General features: G+C 60.1%; 16 protein-coding genes. 13 read left to right on the forward strand and 3 right to left on the reverse strand.

The annotated features are described in order from the left end of the window. Positions 1 to 18: 18 nt before the first annotated feature. Positions 19 to 1,266, reverse strand: coding sequence for an aromatic ring-hydroxylating oxygenase subunit alpha (locus tag JL474_RS03665; RefSeq protein ID WP_203141302.1), 1,248 nt, complete (start codon positions 1,264 to 1,266; stop codon positions 19 to 21). Between the two features lie 313 nt (positions 1,267 to 1,579). Between JL474_RS03665 and JL474_RS03670 the strand changes: the two genes are divergently transcribed. The 9 genes from JL474_RS03670 to JL474_RS03710 all read left to right on the forward strand — a co-directional run bounded on the left by JL474_RS03670 (position 1,580) and on the right by JL474_RS03710 (position 14,185). Further along, a complete protein-coding gene (locus JL474_RS03670) occupies positions 1,580 to 2,707 on the forward strand; it encodes a hybrid-cluster NAD(P)-dependent oxidoreductase (RefSeq protein WP_123634588.1) in 1,128 nt (375 codons plus the stop codon). 457 nt (positions 2,708 to 3,164) lie between these two features. Further along, entirely contained in the window at positions 3,165 to 4,307 is a 1,143-nt protein-coding gene (gene gbdR / locus JL474_RS03675) for a choline metabolism transcriptional regulator GbdR (protein WP_203140953.1), read from the forward strand. Positions 4,308 to 4,525: 218 nt separating this feature from the next. Continuing rightward, on the forward strand, positions 4,526 to 5,503 hold the full coding sequence (locus tag JL474_RS03680; protein WP_203140954.1) for a dipeptidase: 978 nt from the start codon (positions 4,526 to 4,528) through the stop codon (positions 5,501 to 5,503). Positions 5,504 to 5,505: 2 nt separating this feature from the next. Continuing rightward, entirely contained in the window at positions 5,506 to 6,057 is a 552-nt protein-coding gene (locus JL474_RS03685; protein WP_123634585.1) for a 4-vinyl reductase, read from the forward strand. A gap of 132 nt (positions 6,058 to 6,189) precedes the next feature. Continuing rightward, the gene (dgcA, locus tag JL474_RS03690; RefSeq protein ID WP_203140955.1) at positions 6,190 to 8,253 is read left to right on the forward strand and encodes a dimethylglycine demethylation protein DgcA; all 2,064 of its coding nucleotides are present in this window, start codon (positions 6,190 to 6,192) and stop codon (positions 8,251 to 8,253) included. Positions 8,254 to 8,306: 53 nt separating this feature from the next. Continuing rightward, the gene (locus JL474_RS03695) at positions 8,307 to 10,253 is read left to right on the forward strand and encodes a (Fe-S)-binding protein (RefSeq protein WP_203140956.1); all 1,947 of its coding nucleotides are present in this window, start codon (positions 8,307 to 8,309) and stop codon (positions 10,251 to 10,253) included. Then, a complete protein-coding gene (gene etfA / locus JL474_RS03700; protein WP_203140957.1) occupies positions 10,253 to 11,554 on the forward strand; it encodes an electron transfer flavoprotein subunit alpha in 1,302 nt (433 codons plus the stop codon). The genes JL474_RS03695 and etfA overlap by 1 nt, the downstream gene beginning before the upstream one ends. Continuing rightward, positions 11,544 to 12,329, forward strand: a complete 786-nt coding sequence (gene etfB / locus JL474_RS03705) for an electron transfer flavoprotein subunit beta (RefSeq protein ID WP_203140958.1) — start codon at positions 11,544 to 11,546, stop codon at positions 12,327 to 12,329. Before etfA ends, etfB begins: the two co-directional genes overlap by 11 nt. Before the next feature lie 245 nt (positions 12,330 to 12,574). Continuing rightward, entirely contained in the window at positions 12,575 to 14,185 is a 1,611-nt protein-coding gene (locus JL474_RS03710) for a BCCT family transporter (protein WP_203140959.1), read from the forward strand. Between the two features lie 125 nt (positions 14,186 to 14,310). Here the strand turns inward: JL474_RS03710 and JL474_RS03715 are convergent, their stop codons facing one another. Together JL474_RS03715 and JL474_RS03720 are read right to left on the reverse strand one after the other, a co-directional pair. Then, entirely contained in the window at positions 14,311 to 14,634 is a 324-nt protein-coding gene (locus JL474_RS03715; RefSeq protein ID WP_203140960.1) for a putative quinol monooxygenase, read from the reverse strand. A gap of 55 nt (positions 14,635 to 14,689) precedes the next feature. After that, positions 14,690 to 15,772 carry an alkene reductase gene (locus tag JL474_RS03720; RefSeq protein WP_203140961.1) on the reverse strand — a complete coding sequence of 361 codons (1,083 nt, stop codon included), beginning with the start codon at positions 15,770 to 15,772 and terminating at the stop codon, positions 14,690 to 14,692. A 162-nt stretch (positions 15,773 to 15,934) separates the two neighbouring features. Between JL474_RS03720 and JL474_RS03725 the strand changes: the two genes are divergently transcribed. The 4 genes from JL474_RS03725 (at position 15,935) to JL474_RS03740 (ending at position 22,293) form a co-directional block, all read left to right on the forward strand. After that, positions 15,935 to 16,843, forward strand: coding sequence for a LysR family transcriptional regulator (locus JL474_RS03725; RefSeq protein WP_203140962.1), 909 nt, complete (start codon positions 15,935 to 15,937; stop codon positions 16,841 to 16,843). Positions 16,844 to 17,042: 199 nt separating this feature from the next. After that, positions 17,043 to 18,509, forward strand: a complete 1,467-nt coding sequence (locus tag JL474_RS03730) for a malate:quinone oxidoreductase (RefSeq protein WP_203140963.1) — start codon at positions 17,043 to 17,045, stop codon at positions 18,507 to 18,509. Between the two features lie 270 nt (positions 18,510 to 18,779). Beyond that, entirely contained in the window at positions 18,780 to 19,697 is a 918-nt protein-coding gene (locus JL474_RS03735) for a pirin family protein (RefSeq protein WP_203140964.1), read from the forward strand. 109 nt (positions 19,698 to 19,806) lie between these two features. After that, positions 19,807 to 22,293, forward strand: a complete 2,487-nt coding sequence (locus tag JL474_RS03740) for a cation-translocating P-type ATPase (RefSeq protein WP_203140965.1) — start codon at positions 19,807 to 19,809, stop codon at positions 22,291 to 22,293. The last annotated feature ends 32 nt before the right edge of the window (positions 22,294 to 22,325 follow it).

Here is a 22,325-nt window from a genome sequence, read left to right on the forward strand (position 1 = left end):
GCCGTCAATAAGGGCGGGCTACAGGCTGTCGTGAATCAGATTCTTCAGGACCGTCTCGGTGTACCAGTCCAGGAAGTTGATTACTCCGAATTCATAGGTTTGCGAATAGGGACCGGGCTGGTAGGCGGTCGAATTGATGCCGCGCTGGTTCTGCTCGGCCAGTTCCCTGTCCTGCTTGTTGGTCTGGTCCCAGACGTAGCGCAGTCGGCTGACGTCGTAGTCCACGCCCTCGACGGCATCTTTGTGCACCAGCCATTTGGTGGTCACCAGTGTTTTCTGCGCCGATATTGGCTGGACCATGAAGACGATCGCGTGATCGCTCTGCATGTGGTTCCAGGAATTGGGTAGGTGAAGGATGCGCATGGACCCCAGGTTCTGATTCTGGATGCGGCCCAGCTTCTTGCGACAGGCGGGCTTGCCGTCCATGGTCATGACGGCTGTGCCTTCTTTCAACGGCATGCGGACGATGCGGTTCTGCAGGCCGAATTCTACGTGCTTGTGCGGAATCCGCTCGCGGTCCCATTCCGCCGCCTGGCGGGCGTAGTACTCCTTGAACTCGGGTGTGGCTCGTGGGTCGGTGGTGTCGTCCCACTCCAGCAGGGTTCGGAGCAGCTCCGGGTGGGAGCCGGAACAGTGATAGCACTCACGGTTGTTCTCGATGACCAGCTTCCAGTTGGCATTTTCTTCCAGGGTTGATTCGGCAGCCACCTTGGCGTTTTCCATGTCGTAAGGATCCATATAGGCATCCAGCTCGCTCAGGTAGTCATCGATTTCCGGTGGCTCGCCCTCGGCCAGACAGACATAGATGAACCCACCGGCGGTTTCGCAGTGGGCGGGCTTCAGACCGAATTCGCTTTTGTCAAAGCTGTCTCCCATTTCGGTACCGGCGTAAAGCAGGTTGCCTTTCAGGTCGTATGTCCACTGGTGATACGGGCAGGTCAGGTTAGCGACCAGCCCTTTATCAGCGGTGCAGACGCGCGATCCGCGGTGGCGGCAGACATTATGGAAGGCGCGTACCTGGTTGTCCCGGTCGCGCACAATCAGCACCGGGTTCTGTCCGATTTCGACGGTGATGTAGGCGCCGGGTTTGGGCACCTCGCAGGTCATGCCGACAAACAGCCATTCCTTCATGAACACCTCTTCCATATCGATGCGGAACAGGAAGGGGTCGTTGTAAAGCGCTCGTGGCAGGGACAGCTGGCGGGAGCGCTCGTTCAGTGTCTGACTCATCTCCCGCCGGGCATCGTCGATGTTGCTGTAAGTCATGTTGAGCAGGTCTTGTTCGGTCATTGCGGAGTGTCCTCGGAATGGTGGAAGTCAGCACGTGCCGTGGTGTGCCCCCCGGCGCCGGAATGTCGGTGAATCCATTCTCGAATGGCGGTGCCCGCGTCAGTTGTCCGTTTACGACATCGTCCGTTTTCAATTCGACGCGGTCAGGGGTAAAGGCGAGGGCGCGAAGCAGAGGTTGGAGAAGTTGATCAAGTCCATGTCGTAAATGGCTAACCCGAGAGGGTGGGTTTTCCCCAGAATGGATTCGCAGCAGTCCTCGGGTGCAACTTATCGATGATGGAGACAAACCATGACCAGCATTACTGAAGCCACTGATCCCTCAGCGCAGTTCCACGCGCTCAACACCCGGGTTTGGGCCAACGGTCGACATCTGGTTCGATGCGTTCGGGTCATCCAGGAAACGTGGGATGTAAAGACGTTCTGCTTCAACGCTGAGCAATCCATCATGTTCTTTTTCAAGCCGGGGCAGTTCGTCACCCTCGAGCTTGAGATTGATGGGGAGCAGGTCATGCGCTCCTATACGATTTCGAGTTCCCCGTCGGTGCCCTACAGCTTCTCCATCACGGTAAAGCGGGTGCCGGGCGGATACGTGTCCAACTGGTTGCACGACAACCTGAAGGAAAACGACGAACTGGCCGTTCACGGGCCGGTGGGCAACTTCAATTGCATCGATCACCCCGCCGAGAAGGTCCTGCTGCTTTCGGGCGGTGTCGGCATTACGCCCATGATGTCGATGGCGCGCTGGCTCTTCGACACCAATGCCGATGTGGACATTACCTTCATCCACAGCGCCCGCACCCCGCGGGACATTATCTTCGGGCGCGAACTCGAACACATGTGTTCGCGGGTGCCCAATTTCAATCTCAGTATTATCTGCGAACGCACTGAAATCGGGCAGGCGTGGAACGGATACCGGGGGTTCCTGGACGAGCCAAAGCTCAAGCTGGCGACGCCGGATTACATGAATCGGCGGATTTTCTGCTGTGGTCCGACGCCGTACATGCGGGCGATCAAGAAGCTCCTGATCGATAACGGCTTCGACATGGACTACTACCACGAGGAGTCCTTCGGGGCGACTCCGGAAGAGGCCACACAGGATGCCCTGGAGCAGGCCGAGCTGGCCGTCAAGCAGGCCGAGGAGGTCAAGGATGCGGATACTTTCACGGTGGACTTCCGGGCATCAGGGCGAAGCATCCAGGTCCTGCCTGGCGAAACCGTCCATGCTGCAGCCAGCCGTCTGGGGCTGAATATACCGAAAGCCTGCGGGGTTGGTATCTGTGGCACCTGCAAAGTGCTGAAGACGTCCGGCGAGGTGGATATCCAGCACAATGGTGGTATTACGGAGGAGGACCTCAGCGAGGGATATATCCTGTCCTGCTGCAGTACCCCGATCTCGGATCTGAGCATCGATGGTTAGGGAGCCTCTGATGAGCTCCTTAGACCTTAGTTGAACCTTTGATGGCTCTGTCTGGCAGGACCGTCGTTGTCATTGACGGTTCTGCAACCCCCGTGTCGCTTTTAGGACACAACAGAGGGGCAATCCGACGTTTTTGAACAGTTGCGCACGCGTCACTGGCCGTAATATGTTCGCTAATCCGGCGCGGCAATCCGTCGCATAACAATAAACGGCGTTGCCGGAAGACTGGAACAGAAACTGCTAAACAGAATCGAGGCAGTGAGTGCCCGGGGTGACTGAAAAACGCCGGCCACACACTGCTCATGACCCGTACAAGATGTTAAGGAATCGCTTCAGGTGAGATGGCCCATCTTCTGGAGATCCACCAAGGCGTAAAAGGTGGTTAGTCGACCCGAGCTCAGTTCGGCCCCCGCTGACCAGAAGGACGGTATGCAACACAGATAACAGGGGTTCATCGATGAGAGAGAATGCTGTTTCCAACGAGAAAACAGTGGGTTCAGAGCCGTACCGGGTTGGTTTTCTACTGCTCAATAACTTCACCCTGGTGGCTTTGGCGTCGGCGATAGAGCCGTTGCGCATGGCCAATCAGTTAACCAGTACCGAGCTCTATACATGGCAGTTGCTGTCCCAGGATGGCGAGCCGGTGAAAGCCAGCGATGGTATTTCAATCTCTCCGGATGGATCCATCGACGACAGGAAAGTGTTTGATATCGTCATTGTGGTCGGTGGTGTCGACATCACCCGCAGCTTCGGTTCCAAAGAGGTGCACTGGCTCCAGGTTCAGGCACAGAAAAAGGTTCTGTTGGGCGCGGTGTGCACCGGCGCTTATGCATTGGCAAGTGGCGGCTTGTTGGACGGGTACAATTGCAGCGCTCACTGGGAATGTCTTGCCTCACTGCAGGAGCGGTTCCCGCGGGTCCATTGCACCAACCACCTTTATACGCTTGATCGGGATCGCATGACCTGTACCGGGGGCAGCGTTCCGATGGACATGATGCTCAGCATGATCACCCGCCAGCATGGCAAGTCCCTGACGAATGCCATCTGCGACATGTTCGTCTGTGACCGGGTCCGTCCGGACAACGAAACCCAGCGCACTCCGCTGCGGCGCCTGCTGGTCACGGCGCAGCCCAAGCTGGCCGAGGTGACCGAACTGATGGACGCCAACATCGAGGAGCCCATCGAGCTCGAGGAACTGGCCAGCTTCGTCGGCATTTCCCGTCGGCAACTGGAACGTCTGTTCCTCAAGCATTTCAACTGCACGCCTTCCCGCTATTACCTGAAACTGCGACTTGACCGTGCCCGGCAGCTGCTCAAACAGACCACGTATTCGATTATCGAAGTGGCCTCGATGTGCGGTTTCGTCTCGGCCCCGCACTTCAGTCGTTGCTACCGCAAGTACATCGGCATTTCGCCCAAGGAGGAGCGGGCTGCGGTCTGGTCGTTCAAGCGACTGGAGTCGCCCAGCCAGACCGTGGAGGCGCTGCCAAGTTCATCCAACGCTGCTTTGCGGCTGGCCCAGGCGGAACCCTCCTATGGGGCGGTCAGTTTCATGTTTGACCCGCTGCCGTTTGGCGATGCCGTCGCCGCGTCGGGCTGATTGAACGAAACGAACATCCTGGCAGGGACACAGAGGGGGCTTCGGCCCCCTTTTTTTGTCGGGCGATGCCTCACTGCCGGCGGATCCTGCCGGTCCTGTCTCTCATTCGACGTCGCTGCCGATTTTGGTGTTTGCGCTGTCGCTTCCAGTGAATTTGGCGGCACAGGCCATGGATACACTGCGTCTAGGGTCAACCAAATAGCCACCGGGGTGCCGACATGAACGCAACCGAATTGCACCAGGATGCCATCGTTATCGATGGCCTCATCATTGCGAAATGGGGTCGAGAACTGTTCGAGGACATGCACAAGGGCCAGCTGACGGCCGCCAACTGCACCGTGTCCGTCTGGGAAGATTTCCAGGCGACGGTCGATAACATCGTGGCGGTTAACGAGCTGATCGAAGACAACAGCGACCTGGTCATGAAAGTCCGGACCACAGCCGACATCCGCAAAGCCAAGGAGCTCGGCAAGACCGGCATCATCATGGGATTCCAGAACGCCCACGCGTTCGAGGACCAGCTGGGTTATATCCAGATCTTCAAGGATCTCGGCGTGGGCGTGGTGCAGATGTGCTACAACACCCAGAACCTGATCGGCACCGGTTGCTATGAGCGTGATGGCGGTCTGTCCGGCTTCGGCCGGGAAGTGGTCGCCGAGATGAATCGCGTCGGCATTCTGTGCGACCTGTCCCACGTCGGCAGCAAGACGTCCGAGGAAGTGATCCTCGAATCCAACATGCCGGTCTGCTACTCCCACTGTCTTCCGTCCGGTCTGAAAGAGCATCCCCGTAACAAGTCCGACGACGAACTGCGGTTTATTGCCGAGCGGGGCGGTTTTGTTGGCGTCACGATGTTCACGCCGTTCCTCAAGAAAGGGCCGGACGCCACCATCGACGACTACGTCGAGGCCATCGCCTACGTGATCGATATCGTCGGTGAAGATCAGGTCGGCATCGGTACCGACTTCACCCAGGGGCAGGACAAGGCCTTCTTCGACTGGCTTACCCACGACAAAGGCTATGCCCGCAGCCTGACCGAGTTCGGAAAGATCGTGAACCCGGAAGGCATCCGCACCATCGGCGAATTTCCGAATCTGACGGCAGCGCTGTTGCGCAATGATTTTTCCGAGGAGTTGACCCGGAAAATCATGGGCGAGAACTGGCTGCGCGTTCTTAACCAGGTCTGGGGAGAATAATCATGGCGACGCACGCACCTGAAATGCCCATCAACGTGGATGGCGAAACCGGCATCTGGACCACGGATGCGCTGCCCATGCTCTATGTGCCGCGGCATTTCTTCATCAACAACCATCAGGCCGTAGAAGAAGAAATCGGGCCCGAACGCTATGCCGAGATCCTCTATAAGGCGGGCTACAAATCCGCCTGGCACTGGTGCGAACGGGAAGCGGCCCTGCATTGCATTGAAGGGCGAGCGGTGTTCGATCACTACATGAAGCGCCTGTCCCAGCGCGGCTGGGGCCTGTTTACGATTGAGCATATCGATATCGCCCGCGGGGAGGCCCGGGTGCGCCTGGATCATTCGGCGTTCGTTTACCACTACGGCAAGGTCGGCCGGAAGATCGACTACATGTTTACCGGCTGGTTTGCCGGCGCCATGGATCAGATCGCGCAGGACCTCGGGTATGACGTCCGCACGGTGGCCCGGCAAACCCAGAGCGCCGCGGAAGACGGCGTCGAGTACGGGCTGTTCGAGGTGACGCCCAAGTCGACCCTCGAGACCATCAACTAGAACAGGTTTCCGGAACCGGAGACAGTCCGGCGCTGAGGCCATCCGATTTGATGCTTCGATCACGCCCGCACGCGTGATTGGGGGAGTCGGTTGGCCCACGCCTACCTCCGGACAGGACGCAGGTGAGAGATCATGTCCCAGTTTGAATCGCTTTTTCGACCGCTAAAGATCAACCAGCTGACCATTCGCAACCGGGTGGTCAGTACCGCCCACGCCGAGGTTTACGCCACCGACGGGGGCATGACCACGGATCGTTACGTCAAGTATTACGAGGAAAAGGCCAAGGGGGGATGCGGTCTCTGCATTTGCGGGGGCTCCAGCGTGGTGTCCATCGACAGTCCACAAAGCTGGTGGAGTTCGGTGAACCTGTCGACCGACCGCATCATCCCGCATTTCCAGAATCTGGCCGATGCCGTCCATAAGCACGGCGGCAAGATCATGATCCAGATTACCCACATGGGGCGGCGATCCCGCTGGGACGGCGAGAACTGGCCTAACCTGATGTCGCCGTCCGGTATCCGGGAGCCGGTTCATCGCGCGACCTGCAAGACCATCGAGGAAGAGGAAATCCGGCGGATCATCGGCGACTTCGCCCAGGCGGCCCGCCGGGCCAAAGAAGGCGGCCTGGACGGTGTTGAGCTGTCGGCCGTTCACCAGCACATGATCGACCAGTTCTGGTCACCCCGGGTCAACCGGCGGACCGATGAGTGGGGCGGTACGTTCGAGAACCGGATGCGTTTTGGCATGGAAGTGCTGAAAGCCGTCCGGGAAGAAGTGGGTCGTGATTTTGCGGTGGGCCTGCGCATCTGTGGCGACGAATTCCATCCGGATGGCCTGAACCACGACGACATGAAGCAGATTGCGAAGTACTACAACGATACCGGACTGCTGGACTTCTTCGGCGTGGTGGGCTCCGGTTGCGACACCCACAACACCCTTGCGAACGTCATTCCCAACATGTCCTTCCCGCCGGAGCCATTCCTGCACCTGGCGGCGGGCATCAAGGAAGTGGTCGATGTGCCGGTCATCCACGCCCAGAACATCAAGGATCCGAACCAGGCCGAGCGCATCCTGCAGGAAGGCTACGTCGACTTCGTCGGCATGACCCGGGCTCACATCGCCGACCCGCACCTGATTGCGAAGATCAAGATGAACCAGGTGGATCAGATTCGCCAGTGTGTCGGAGCCAACTACTGCATTGATCGTCAGTACCAGGGGCTCGATGTCCTGTGCATCCAGAATGCCGCGACATCCCGGGAGCACCTTGGTTTACCGCACATCATCGAGAAAACCGAAGGGCCGGTACGCAAGGTGCTGGTGATCGGGGGCGGGCCCGGTGGAATGGAAGCAGCCCGCGTGGCGGCCGAGCGGGGCCATGACGTCACCCTGATCGAAAAGGCCGGCGAGTTGGGTGGCCAGATCACCCTGGCCGCGAAAGCGCCCCAACGGGACCAGATTGCCGGCATCACCCGCTGGTACGCGCTGGAGCTGGACCGCCTTGGCGTGAAACTGCAATTCAATACCGCCGCGGATGCGTCAGTGGTGCGAGACTTCCAGCCCGACGTGTGCATCCTGGCCACCGGTGGCGTGCCATTCATGGAACAGAACCCCGAGTGGGGCTATGCCGACGGTCTCGTGGTGTCCTCCTGGGACATCCTGAGTGGCCAGGTGGAGCCCGGCAACAACGTCCTGGTGTACGACACCATCTGCGAATTCTCCGGCATGTCGGCCGCGGACTACCTCGCGTCGAAGGGCGCCCAGGTGGAATTGGTCACTGACGACATCAAGCCGGGCGTCGGGATCGGGGGCACCACGTTCCCGACCTACTACCGAAGCCTGTACGAGCAGGAAGTGATCATGAGCTCGGATCTGGTCCTGGAAAAGGTCTACGCCGAGGGCGACAAGAAGATCGCGGTCCTGGAGAACGAGTACACCGGCAACCGGGAAGAGCGGGTGGTCGACCAGGTGGTCATCGAGAACGGCACACGTCCCAATGAAGAGCTGTACTACGCGTTGAAACCCGGCTCGATCAACAAGGGGCAGATTGACGTGGAGGCCCTGTACGCCTGCCAGGCCCAGCCCGTCCTGGAGAACGCCGCCAGCGGCATGATCCTGTGGCGTCTGGGGGATTGCGTTTCCCAGCGCAACACCCATGCGGCGATCTACGATGCGCTCCGGCTGTGCAAGGACCTCTAGGAGCCCCGGATTCCGAGGCTCGCTAATTCAAGTTCGATCCAGTGAGGTATTCCATGCTTCCTGAATGGCTGCTTCCCGCCCTGGTGATCATGGCGTTGGGCCTGTTCGCGATCGGTGCGCTCCGGCGCATCCTGCTGTGGCGAGCGGGCCGGCCCGAACCGGTCCGGTTGATCGCCGGACTCATGGCCATGCCGCGCCGCTATCTGGTTGATCTGCACCATGTGGTGGCCCGGGACAAGGCGATGTCCAATACGCACGTCGCCACCGCGGGGGGCTTCGTGCTGTCCATGCTGCTGATCATTCCGGTGCACGTGTTCGGGCTGGACAGCCGCTGGCTGACCCTGCCACTGCTGGTGTCCACGATCATCATGTTTACCGGCGCCGTCTTCGTCTATCGCCGCCGCCGCAACCCACCGGCGCGCCTGTCGAAAGGACCGTGGATGCGTTTGCCGAAAAGCCTGCTCACGTTTTCGGCCTCGTTCTTCCTGCTGACCCTGTTGGCGTCCGACGTGCTCCCTGAAAACTTCGGCCACTGGGTGCTGACGGGCGTACTGCTGATCGGCGTGACCCTGGGTCTGGCCGAGCTGCTGTTCGGCATGGGGTGGGGCGGTCCGATGAAGCACGCCTTTGCCGGGGCCCTGCACCTGGCCTTCCATCGTCGTCCGGAACGCTTTGGCGGTGGCCGTTCAACCGGTCTCAAACCGGTCGATCTGGACGGCATGCTGGGTGTCGCCGAACCCTCGGACTTCAAGTGGAACCAGCTGCTGGGATTCGATGCCTGCGTCCAGTGTGGGCGTTGTGAAGCGGTCTGTCCCGCGTTCGCAGCGGGCCAGCCGCTGAATCCGAAGAAGCTGATCCAGGACATGGTCGTGGGCCTGGCGGGGGGCACCGATGCGCATTATGCCGGCAGCCCGTACCCGGGCCGCGATGTCGGGCAGGCTCAAGGTAGCCCCCATCAGCCGATCGTGGACGGTCTGGTTAGCGCCGAGACGCTCTGGTCCTGCACCACCTGCCGGGCCTGCGTCGAGGAGTGTCCGATGATGATCGAGCATGTCGACGCCATCGTCGATATGCGCCGCCACCTGACACTGGAGCGCGGCGAGACGCCGAACAAGGGTGCCGAGGTGCTGGATAACCTGATCGCCACGGACAACCCCGGCGGCTACGAGCCCGACAGCCGGATGAACTGGGCTGCGGATCTGGCGTTGCCGCTGATGGCCGACAAGCAGGTGGCCGATGTGCTGTTCTGGGTCAGCGATGGTTGTTTCGATATGCGCAGTCAACGCATCCTGCGCGCGTTCGTCAAGATCCTGAAAGCGGCCAATGTGGACTTTGCGGTCCTCGGCAACGAAGAGTGCGATTCGGGCGACGTGGCCCGGCGGTTAGGGGACGACGCCACGTTCCAGACCCTGGCCCGGCACAACGTCGCTACGCTGCGCAAGTACCGTTTTAGCCGGATCGTGACGACCGATCCCCACGCCTTCCATGTACTGAAGAACGAGTACGGCGATTTCGGCGGTCACTATGACGTGATGCATCACAGCACGTTCATCAACGAGCTGGTGACTCAAGGCCGTATCCAGTTGGATCGATTCAAGGGCGGCGCCGTGACCTATCACGACCCCTGCTATCTCGGTCGTTACAACGGGGAATACGAGTCCCCACGGGCGTTGCTGGCTGCGCTGGGTATCCAGGTCAGCGAAATGGAACGCTCCGGGTACCGCTCGCGCTGCTGCGGCGGTGGTGGTGGCGCGCCGATTACGGACATCCCGGGCGAACACCGCATCGCGGACATGCGGGTGGACGATGCCCGCAAGGTGGAGGCCGAGACCATTGCCGTGGCGTGCCAACAATGCACGGCCATGCTCGAAGGGGTGGTCGAGCCCCGGCCCGAGATCCGTGACCTGGCGGAACTGGTGGCCGAGGGCCTGATCGTGGATGCGGCCGGGCCGGCTTCAACGGCGACGGCCAGGCCGTCCCTGGCGGAGGAGGTTCACTGATGAGCGACACGCCAAGACGCAATCCCCGGATGGAATGGATCCTGCGGAATCGGCTGCACCCGGAACACGAGATGTTGGCAGCGGCCCGGAACGGGCCGACAAGGGGCCCCACGGGGTTGTTGCGAAAGAACCCGCACGCGGTGGGTTTTATCGGTCCCCACGGCATCAGGCGCATCGATCGCAGTGCCGGTCTGTCCGGCGGCGCTTCCGGCTCATCGTCAGGTGGCCGGGGGCGTTCCACCGGCGCCAAGGTCGAGCTTCCGTTGCACCGGGTCGATAACCCGGACTTCTATGTGGCGGTCGTGGTGGACCTGGTGGCGGGGCGTCTCAGCAGCCACGACAGGGACATCCTGGGGCAGGCCCGTTTGCTGGTCCAGGGCGCTGAGGAGCAGGGCGCCGTAGTAGCCGTGGCCCTGGGCGAAGCCCGCGAAGCAAACTTCGAACTGGCCGGGGCCGACCGGTTGGTTTCGTTGACCGAATTGAACGGCCGGCCCCTGTCGGGCTATTGCCCGGAACACAGACTGGCGGTCCTGGAAGCGGTTGAATCCCAACTGGCGCCGCGCTTCTGGCTGTTCCCGGATTCCATCCATGGCGGTGCCGACCTGGGATCGCGGCTGTCGGCGCGCCTGGGCGAACGGCCCGCGGTCCACGCCTGGAAAGTCGATGCACAACAGACCGTGTGCCGGGGCGGCACCCAACGGACCGACTGGCACCGTCCGACGGCGCGAGTCCTGCTTCTGGCTGAGGAGTGCGCGTTGCCGGTCGACGAGACGCGGCACGAAGCCAAACCGATTGAGCTCGATACCCTCCCGGACGTCAGCGCCTTGATCGAAGATCTCGGCCCGGTTGATGTGGATCCGAGCAAGATCGCCCTTGGCGAAGCGGAGTTCATCCTCTCCGCAGGTAACGGCATCCGGGATTGGGACCAGTTCCACGCGGTGGCAACGGCGTTGGGCGCCACCGAAGGTGCCAGCCGTGTGGCCGTCGATGATGGCCACATGCCCCGCGGCCGGCAGGTCGGTGCGACCGGGACCTGGGTGACCGCCCGGGTCTATGTGGCTGTGGGGATTTCCGGCGCCATCCAGCATCTGCAGGGTATTGGCCAGTGTGACAAGGTGATCGCCATCAACCTCGACGACAGCTGCGACATGATCAAACGGGCCGACCTGAGCGTTATCGGCGACAGCCAGGCGATTCTTGGCGAGCTGCTGCGCCTCGCGGCGGCGCGGCAGGACAATCCCGACACCGCATCGGATGATGCGGCCACCGACATGACAGAGGAGGCGCGTCATGTGGCCTGATCCCGACCTGAAAGTGGCGTCACTGGTATCCAACGGGCAACACCCCAAGTCGGGGCGCTCCCGGCGGGCCAGCCAGGACGCACGCGCGGTTGAGCTGGGATTGAAGATGGCGGGTGCTGCATCCCGGGTGATCCATGTGGGTGACGGTGACCGGGAGGGCGGTCTGGATCAGTATCTGGGCATGGGCCTGCCGGAAATCACGCTCCTGAACGCTGACGAACAGGCGGATGCGGTACCGGTTCTCCTCGAATACCTGAAAGGCGCCTCTTTCGACATTGTCCTGACGGGCGTCCATGCGGAGCAGGGAGAAGCGTCGGGCATGGTGCCCTACCTGCTGGCGGAGCAACTGGGCTGGCCACTGGTGTCCCACATTGCCGATATCCGGAAAGTGGAAGGCGGACGTGCCGAGGTGCTGCAGGCACTGCCGCGCGGCCAACGCCGCCTGTTGCGCGTCCCGCTGCCGTTCATTGCGACCGTCGACAGTGCGGCAGCCGACGCTCGGCAATACGCGTTCGGGGCGGCCCGACGGGGTCGGCTGGTTGATGCCATCACCGACGCACCGGTCGATCAGGCCCGCCAGGAATGGACGTGCGCTCCGGCGAAGCCCCGGCCCAAACGCTTGCACGTGGCCAAGGCCAAGTCCGCTGCCGACCGATTCAAGGCCGCTACGGCAAAACCCCAGGGCCAGGGTGGATCCGTCATCCGGGAAGGAACAGACCAGGAAAAGGCAACGGCCATCATGGAGCTGCTGGTCTCCGAAGGTGTGGTGCGCTAGTCGAGGCTCCACACCGAAAGCCGGTAAACAACGTTGCCGTTTTAAGACACGCAACCCCCCATCCATGTCGCAGCTGGGAATCTGTGCCGGTTCCCAATTCCATACCATCAGTGATACCGGAACAGATCGAATCAGCCGGACTCACGATCGCTGCGACCCGAACACCGGCCCTGCGGGCTTATTCGAGATGACCTCCGGTTCCCACAAGAACCCCATAATAACGAAACACTCTGGAGAGTCTCCTCATGACCGAACCTGTAAAACCAGCGGTCGATGTCGACAGTCCCTACGATGACGTCGACTACCAGATTGGGCAGGACAACATCCAAATTGCCGGATTCGACATCCATAATCCGGTGTTTGGTATCAGTGCCGTCCTGATCCTGATCTTCGTTATCGGTACCTTGCTGGCCCCCGAAGCCGCCAATGGCATGTTGCTCGACGCCCGAAACTGGGCGATTGCGCATTTTGACTGGCTGTTCATGGCCGGCGGCAACCTGTTCGTGGTTTTCTGCCTCGCCCTGATATTCCTGCCGGTAGGTAAAATCCGTATTGGCGGCGAGACGGCCAAGCCTGAATTTTCCACCGTGTCCTGGTTTGCGATGCTGTTCGCGGCGGGTATGGGCATTGGCCTGATGTTCTGGAGCGTTGCTGAACCGGTTGCCTATTACACCGACTGGTATGGCACTCCGCTGGGCGTTGCGGCGCTTACCGAAGAAGGGAAGTCGCTGGCCCTGGGTGCGACGATGTTCCACTGGGGCCTTCATCCCTGGGCCATGTACGGCATTGTCGGTCTGTCCCTGGCTTTCTTCGCCTACAACAAGGGGCTCCCTCTCACGGTACGGTCCGCGTTTTACCCGATTCTTGGCAGCCGGACCTGGGGCCCGATCGGCGACGCCATCGATATTGTGGCCGTACTGGCCACGATCTTCGGTCTCGCCACGTCGCTGGGGCTGGGAGCTCAGCAGGCGGCCAGTGGTTTGGCCTACCTGGGCATCGTCGAGAATGGCATCGGTACCCAGATCGCACTGATCGCCTTCATCACCTCGATTGCCATTTTTTCCGTGGTCCGGGGGCTCGAAGGCGGCGTCAAACTGCTCAGCAACATCAACATGATCATTGCGTTCATTCTGCTGGTCGCGGTGATTGCACTGGGCTCAATCACCGGCTTTTTCTCAAACCTCATCGAACTGTTCGGTTCTTACATCCGGAACATCGGCCCGCTCAGCAACTGGGTCGGACGTGACGATGAAGCCTGGTTCCATGGTTGGACGGTATTCTACTGGGCCTGGTGGATTTCCTGGTCGCCTTTCGTGGGCATGTTCATTGCCCGCGTCTCGAAGGGGCGGACCGTACGTGAATTCATGCTGGCCGTTCTGGTCGTGCCCACGATCGTCTGCGGTGTCTGGGTCACAGCCTTCGGTGGCGATGCCATCGATCAAATCCAGGCCGGTACCGGCGCCCTGACCCAGGGGCTGACTGAAGTCCCGCTGGCCATGTTCCAGATGATGGAAGGCCTGCCGATGACGTCGATGATCTCGTTCCTGGCAATCGTTCTGGTGCTGGTGTTCTTTGTGACATCCTCGGATTCCGGGTCGTTGGTGATTGACGGCATCACCGCGGGCGGCAAGGAAGACGTACCCGTCGCGCAGCGCGTGTTCTGGGCCACGATGGAAGGCCTCATTGCGGCTGCGCTGTTGTTTGGCGGCGGGTCGGAGGCGCTAAAAGCGCTGCAGGCCGGAGCGGTGACGGCGGGATTGCCGTTTGCCGTTATCCTCATACTGATGTGCATCAGCCTGTACATGGGCCTGGCACGGGATGCCAGGAAACTGGGCTACAGTAAGGCCCAGGCCTGATCGCGAAGCCGGGAGAGGCGGTCTTTGGCTCTCCCGGCTTTTATGTTCGTTTCCGGTATTATTAATTCAATGATAACAGCTATATATAAGTTATATTTAAAGTTGCTTGTTACCCTGATTGTTTCTCAGCCTTGCCGATGGCCCGGGGTGTTCTTCTCCAGTAACTGGAGACTCACGTCCTTTACCTTGTCCCCCACGGCTTCCTTGTAGGCCTTCATGTGCGGCGCCGCCATATGGGCTTTCAGATGCGCGAGTGAAGCCCACTGTTCGATGACCGTGATCGTGTTGTCCCGATGGGGCACCGGCAGGTCCACTTTCACATCGACAAGCGGTTGATACTTGCAGCATCCAGGCTCGTTCAACACCATGGGCTGAACCTTCAGCAGCTCTGACATCACCGCGTCTCGCTGACCGGGTTGCACTTCGATTGTCGCAATGACGTGAATCATATCGGTCTTCTCCTTCGACCAACGGGGGCCGAAGCCCCCGCTGTATCGTCGTGCATTAAGCCTCGGCGAGGGCTTCCAGGGTCGGGTAGTCGATGTAGCCTTCCTCACCCTGAGTGTAGAAGGTGTTCGGATCCGGCTCGTTCAATTCGGCACCGACTTTCAGGCGGGCGGGCAAGTCCGGGTTGGCCAGGAACGGCACGCCAAAGGCCACGGCATCGGCCTGACCGGCCTCAATCGCCGAACCGGCTTCCTCACCGCTGTACCCCATGTTCAGGATCAGGTTGCCCTTGTAGTGCTCGCGGAACGGGGTCACGACGTCGGCCTTTTGCTCGCCGAAGAAGTCCGCACGCATGAGGTGAACATACGCCAGGTTGGCGTCGTTCAGGCGTTTGGCCAGCCAGGTCACCAGACCCACCGGATCGCTGTCTTTCATGCTGTTGAAGCTGTTCAGCGGCGACAGACGCACGCCTACGCGGTCGCTGCCAAAGACATCGGAAGCCGCTTCGATCGCTTCGAGCAGCAAACGAGCCCGGTTCTCGATCGGGCCGCCGTAGGGGCCTTCCCGGTGATTCGATCCGTCACGCAGGAATTCGTCCAGCAGGTAGCCATTAGCCCCATGGACTTCGACGCCGTCGAAGCCGGCACGTTTGGCGTTTTCGGCGGCAGTGCGGAAACCCTCGATGATACCCGGGATTTCGTCATCGGCCAGTTCGCGCGGCACGGTATAGGCCTTCTTGCCTTCCGGGGTATGCACCTCGTCGCTCGTGATCGCAATCGGGGAGGGCGCGACCGGAACGCGTCCGTTGTTCAAAACCGGATGGCAGGACCGACCACCGTGCCAGATCTGGAGGAAGATCTTGCCGCTTTTGGCGTGAACAGCATCGGTGACTCGCTTCCAGCCAGCGACTTGCGCGTCGGAATAGATCCCCGGCTCACGCCAGAAGGCCGAGTTCCCCTCCATGGCCATGGTGGCTTCCGCGATGATCAGGCCGGCAGAGGCTCGCTGGGCGTAGTGCTCGACCATCATGTCGGTCGGTACGTGGTCGGCGTCGGCCCGGCGGCGAGTCAGCGGCGCCATCAGCACCCGATTGTTCAGGGTCAAGGCACCGAGCTGTAGTGGGGAAAAAAGATCAGTCATTTCAACCTCTCGTTAGCGGATGGAGGAATCGAGCCATCAGAGACAGATGACGTTGTGAGGCCCTTGTCCGAGAAAAGAGCGCATCCTAATCAACAGGTCGCCATGGTAGAGAAGACCATGTTATAAATTAAATGGCTTGTTTGAATAACAGAGATTCGAAAAGTGAATATCACGGTCAAAGACCTCAATCTGCTGAAGCTGTTCCAGGTGCTTTATCAGGAGAGAAGCGTCTCTGCGGCAGCCGAGCGCATGCACCTGAGCCAACCCGCGTTGAGCCATAAGCTGGCCAAGCTGAGGAATGAGTTCGACGACACGCTGTTTGCGAGGGCGCCCCGTGGACTGACGCCGACACCCCGGGCGCACCAGTTGGCGCCGATGGTGCAGCAACTGATCCGATCACTGGAGTCGTTTTACGACTATTGCGACGAACAAAGCTTTTTGATGCGCGAGGACCGCATCCGGATTTACAGCACGGATTACATCGAGCAGCTGCTGGTCCCCAAGCTGTTGCCGATCGTTCGGGATCAAGCGCCCAACCTCCAACTGGTCTTCCACAATACCCGCGGCAGACTGCCCAGGAGCGAACTGGAGACCGGGGCGTGCGACCTGGCCATTGCCGGCTTTTTCGATCAACTGCCAGAGACGTTCTACCAGCAGACGATCCATTCGGAAGGCTTTTGTGTGCTGGCGAGCCGCACCAACCAGACGTTGGATGGCAAGCTGGATCTGGAGACGTTTCTCGCCTGCGACCATCTGGTGACCACCTTGACGGGGGACCTGGACGGCATCGTCGACAAGGCGCTTGAGCAGCAGGGCCGACAACGCCATGTGGTTGCGGGGCTCTCAAGCTTCATGTCACCGGCGTTGCTGGTGGAAGGCAGTGACCTGTTGATCACCTGCCTGCAATCCGTCGCCGAGGAAGCGTGTCGGCGAATGCCGGATCTGGTCCGTTATCCCGTGCCGATCGAACTGTCGGAGGTGGACATCCTGCAAACCTGGCACCAACGGACCCACGAAGATCCGCTCAGGGCCTGGCTCCGGCAGCAGATACAGGCCACGTTGGCGGGATAACTGAGAACAGCAGGGCGAACGCCGGGGCGTCCAGGGCTCGGACTCGAAAGCCCGACGTTCACTGATTAAAGGCAAAAACAGATTAATGGCAAAAACAGAGAGCCCCCCGTAAGTTATCGGTGGCAGGCCCAGGCATGGTAGTTTTAAACCAAACGTTTCCGGCAGAAATCAGACCATCTCAGATAAGTGAGCAGACCCTATGAATGTGATCATTATTGGTGCAGGGATTATGGGCACCACCTTCGCCACGCTGGCGAAGGAATTGGCCCCCGAACTGGATGTCACCATTCTGGAAAGACTCGACGGACCCGGCGCTGGAAACTCCTGGGTTTTCAATAATGCCGGCACAGGTCATGAAGCAAATTGTGAGCTCAATTACACCCCGGTCGATGAAGAAGAGATTTCGGTAGAGAAAGCCCTGAAGATCCACGCCCAGTTCAACGTGGCCAAACAGTTCTGGGCTTACCTGATCAAGAAAGGCGCTATCAAAGATCCCCGGTCGGTCATCAACCAGACCAAACACTGCACGATTGTTTCCGAATCGTCCATTGACGAGTTGCGACTGCGGTTCAAGGAAATGTCCTCCCATCATTTCTTTGAGCAAATGCAATTTTCGGAAGATTTCGACGAAATCAAGCGCTGGATTCCGTACTTGATGGAAGGCCGCCCCCGGCAACAGAAGATGGCCGCTACGGTCATCGAGACCGGAACGGACGTCAATTTTGGGGCTTTGACGGAGCAAATGGCAGCGTACGCCGTGAATGAGTTGGGTGTGAAGATTGAATACGGCACCCACGTGAAGCGGGTGCATCGAAGTCCGTCCGGCAGCTGGCTTGTGGAGACGGAGCAGGGCGGTCGTTCGGTTCGGCACAAGGCCGATGTCCTGTTCGTGGGTGCCGGCGGTGGCGCCTTCCCGATCCTGAAGAGAAGCCATCTTCCGTTCCGGAGCCGGTTTACCGGCTTTCCCGTGGGTGGGCGCTTCCTGCAGGCGCCCATCAGCAAGGAACAGGCGGATCAATACCGCGCGAAAACCTACGGCAAGGCCAAGGTGGGCGCGCCTCCCATGTCGGTGCCGCACCTGGATCTGCGAGTGTCGAACGGACAGCACTACTTGCTGTTCGGTCCGTTCGCATCGTTCAAGCCCGTTCTTGAAAAAGGCCGCGGATTCCTGGATTACCTGCGTTCGATGCGCCTGCACGACATTCCCGGACTGCTCAACGTGGCCATCGAGCATTTTCCGCTGGTGAAGTATCTGGTGTCAGAGACCTTCAAGGGTGAGAAGAGCATGTTCGAGGAACTGGAGGAATTTGCTCCGGGCATGAGCAAGAAGTTCCAGTGGAAAGCCGTGGATGCCGGCCAGCGTGTGCAGATCATTCGGGACGGCGACTTGCAGATGGGCACTGAGATTCTGGTCTCCAGCGACAAGACCTACGGGACGCTGCTGGGCGCATCGCCGGGTGCCTCGGTGTCCCCTGAAGTGATGCTGCGCTGTCTCGAGCAAATGCTGCCCGCCGTCTTCAAGAAAGATGCGGCCCGCGAGAAATTGAAAGAGATGTTCCCGGAGGACAACCTGGAGACACTGATTACCGAGCCGGATCGTTATCGTGAAATCCGGGATTCGGTCAACGGGACTCTGGGGATCAAGTGGTCGCTGGCCGACGCTTGAACGCCGCTCCCGTGAACGTTTAAAAGTCGGGCCCATCGTGACGGGCCCGGCTTTGGTGAGCTCTCAGGATAGGGGCTCGTTTTTTTGCCTTCAGACTGTTCCGAACCGTTCCGAGCGCATTGACCCTTCACCTCGAAACACACCCTTCGTCCCATTCATAGAACATTGTGTTCAGATTCTATGACTATTGCTCACTAGCGCCTTACGCTATGTTTACTGAGATCTGTCAGAACTACTCGTCCCGGGTAAACAGACTGTGTGGAGACAGCCATGAGCAACCTCAGCGAATCGGTCACGGCCGACTGTCAAACCGATCATTCGTGCAACGCCATCGAGCTGATGATCCAGCCCAGGGACAAGGATCTCGGCGGTTTTTCTGTCCGGCGTGTCCTGCCCACCCGCGAACGCCAGATGGTCGGGCCCTGGATTTTCTTCGACCATATGGGGCCTGCCCGCTTTCCGGCCGGCTCCGGCATCAACGTTCGCCCGCATCCCCACATCAACCTGGCCACTGTGACCTATCTGTTCGAGGGTGAAATTCTGCACCGGGATTCCCTGGGCAGCGTTCAGCCGATCCGGCCGGGGGACATCAACCTCATGGTGGCCGGGAAGGGGATTGTCCACTCGGAACGGGAGCGACCGGAAGTCACCGCAACCGACCACAACCTGCATGGCCTGCAACTCTGGCTGGCGCTGCCGGAAGACAGGGAAGAGATCGAGCCGGCTTTCTATCATTACCCAAGCGCGGACATTCCCGCTCTGGATATCGAAGGTGTACCCGTCCGTGTGATTATGGGGCAGGCCTACGGTGTGACATCACGGGTGAAGACCCTCTCAGAGACGCTGTACGTGGAAGCCCACCTGCAGAAAGGCCAGTCGCTCGTCTTGCCGGAGGCTACCGAACGCGCCGTTTACGTCGCCAGCGGCTCCCTGAAGGCCAAAGAAACCGCAATTCCCCAGCATTCGATGGCCATTTTCGGCTCTCAGTCCGGTATTGAGATCACAGCGGACGAAGAATCCCGCATCGCCGTGATCGGCGGCGAGCCGTTTGCTCCGAGATTCATGGAGTGGAACTTCGTGTCCAGCCGCAAAGATCGGCTGGAGCAGGCCAAGGCCGACTGGAAAGCCGGTCGGTTCCCCCTGGTTCCGGGAGACGAAGACGAGTTCATTCCTTTGCCGGAATCCTGACGGATACCATGGCTGGCTAATTGAAAGGGAGTTGACGTGGCGCAACGCGGGCAGGGCGCTTGGCTGATACATATTGGCCATCTCCCGAGTACCTGTGCGTAGGGCGGCCATGAACCGAATCATCCCTGAAGATCGCCTTCCCTTTTTACCGGAAGAAACACAGAGCCTCTCGTTACCAGACCTCCTCAACAGCCGACAACGATTTGGCACCAACCTCATCGTTGAAACGCCCGATAGTGGCTGGCAACAGCTGCTGAAAGACACCCTGCGCGATCCGATGTTGTGGTTCCTGCTCGCCACCAGTGTGATTTTCTGGTTTACCGGTGACCATACGGAAGCCCTGGTGCTTCTGGTGGCCCTGATTCCTTTTCTCGGTATGGACGCCTACCTGCATCGCCGCACTCAAGCGTCGACTGCCGCATTGAGCGGCCAGTTGGCATCCAGGGCGACGGCATTACGGCAGGGGCAAAAAACGGTGATCGACGCCGTAGACCTGGTGCCCGGCGATTTAGTCGAGGTGCAGGCCGGCGAGCCGTTCCCCGCAGACGGCGTGGTGCTCTCGGCGGAATCCGCCCAGGTCGACGAATCCGCGTTGACCGGAGAAGCTTATCCCGTCCGCAAGGAGGCTTTTGAGACCCGTCTTCCGACCATCGGAGATGTGTCTCTGGAAGGTTGCTTCTGGGGGTTTGCGGGTACTCGGCTGCTGGCCGGCACAACGCTGGTTCGGGTTGTGTTCACCGGCGGTGACACGCTTTACGGCGAAATCGTCCGCTCAGCACTCAGTGGGAGTCATGAGCGCACCCCATTGCAACGGACGGTCACCCGACTGGTTGGCGGTCTGCTCGTCGTCGCGGTGGCATTCTGTGTTTTACTCGCCGGCGTGCGGCTATATCAGGGCCACGGCCTTCTGGATGCGGTTATCAGCGCCGTCACGCTGGCCGTGGCGGCGTTGCCGGAGGAATTCCCGGTGGTGCTCACGTTTTTCCTCGGCGTGGGTGTTTACCGCCTGGCCAAACGTCAGGCACTGGTGCGGCGATCGGTTGTTGTCGAGAACATCGGTCGCGTGACGACGATCTGTTCGGATAAAACCGGAACCCTGACCGAAGGGCGGTTACGCCTGGCGCATCAATACCCGGCCGATGAAGTCGCTCCAGAGCGGCTTGTGGACATTGCCGCCGCTGCGTCGCGCCGGGAATCCGGCGACCCACTGGATCGCGCCATACTGGACTATTCGTCCGACGGCACGGATGCCATTGTCGTCGCCAGTTTTCCATTTACAGAGGACCGTAAACGGGAAACGGCGGTGCTGAAGCGGGGGGAAGAGACGTTTGCCGTCGTCAAAGGCGCTCCGGAAACCGTCCTGGGGCTATGCCCGTTGAGCGCCGATCAACTGGAGGCGTGGCACGAGCGCGTAGAAGCCCTGGCCTCCAATGGCTTGAAAGTGGTCGCCTGTGCCTGGCGAGACGGGCTAGAGGCGTCGTCGGAGGAACCCAATGGCGGTTTTTCTTTTGCAGGCCTGCTGGCCTTCGGGGATCCGGCAAGGGAGGGCGTGCAGGACGCCCTGGCGCAATGTCGTGCCGCCCAGATCAAGGTCATTATGGTCACCGGCGATCATCCGGCCACGGCCCGCTCGATCGCTGTCGACATCGGTTTGGGCGGTGCCGCGCCCACGGTGATGACCGGAGACCAGATGGACCACTGCCTGGCAAACGGTGATGTCGAATCCATTCGGCAGATCGATGTCATTGCACGCGCCGTACCCGCCCAAAAGCTCGCGCTGGTGAAACACCTTCAGAGTCAAGGGGAGCTGGTGGCCGTCACCGGGGATGGTGTCAACGACGTGCCGGCCTTACAGGTGGCCGACGTCGGAATCGCGATGGGCGAGCGTGGCACCCGGGCCGCGCGGGAAGTCGCCGCCATTGTCTTGATGGACGACAACTTCCGGACCATCGTTGGGGCCATTGAAGAAGGGCGCCAGCTTTTTTCGAATCTGCAGTTGAGTTTCCAGTATCTGTTAATGGTCCACATACCACTGGTCCTGACCGCGGCCCTGATTCCTCTGTTGGGCTTCCCGATCCTGTACTTACCCATTCATATTGTGTGGCTGGAATTGATCATCCATCCCACCGCGCTGCTTGTCTTTCAAGCCGCCCCGGGCCTGGGTGTGCTGCAGCGGCAGCCTCCGAAAGGGCGATTAAGGTTCTTCAATACCGAGCAAACGGCCGTGATCATTGTGACCGGCGTGCTTGTGACGGCGCTGGTCTACTGGAGTTACGATCGCGCCCTTGGCAGTGGGCTGGATGTGGAACATGCCCGTGCGATGGCACTGGCTGCGCTCATTGTCGCCAACGTGGGGATCACGACGGTGCTGAGTCGACTGCGCAGCGGAACCGCGTGGCTGGTGGCGAGCCTCGCCGTGGTCTCTGCGTTCATCCTGATCCAGGTTCCCGAGATGTCGGCGCTGTTGAACCTGCATCCGTTGCATTGGGATGACGGGCTGATCGCTGTAATCGGGGGGCTATTGGTCTGTCTGCCGCTTATTTTTGAAGACACGCTGGGTCGTGCGATCACCCGGAAGCTATCGTGCTATCGATAGAACGCTGTGTTCACAAGAAATGGCTGTTACCC

Source organism: Marinobacter mangrovi, from assembly GCF_016798325.1.
Lineage (GTDB): Bacteria > Pseudomonadota > Gammaproteobacteria > Pseudomonadales > Oleiphilaceae > Marinobacter_A > Marinobacter_A mangrovi.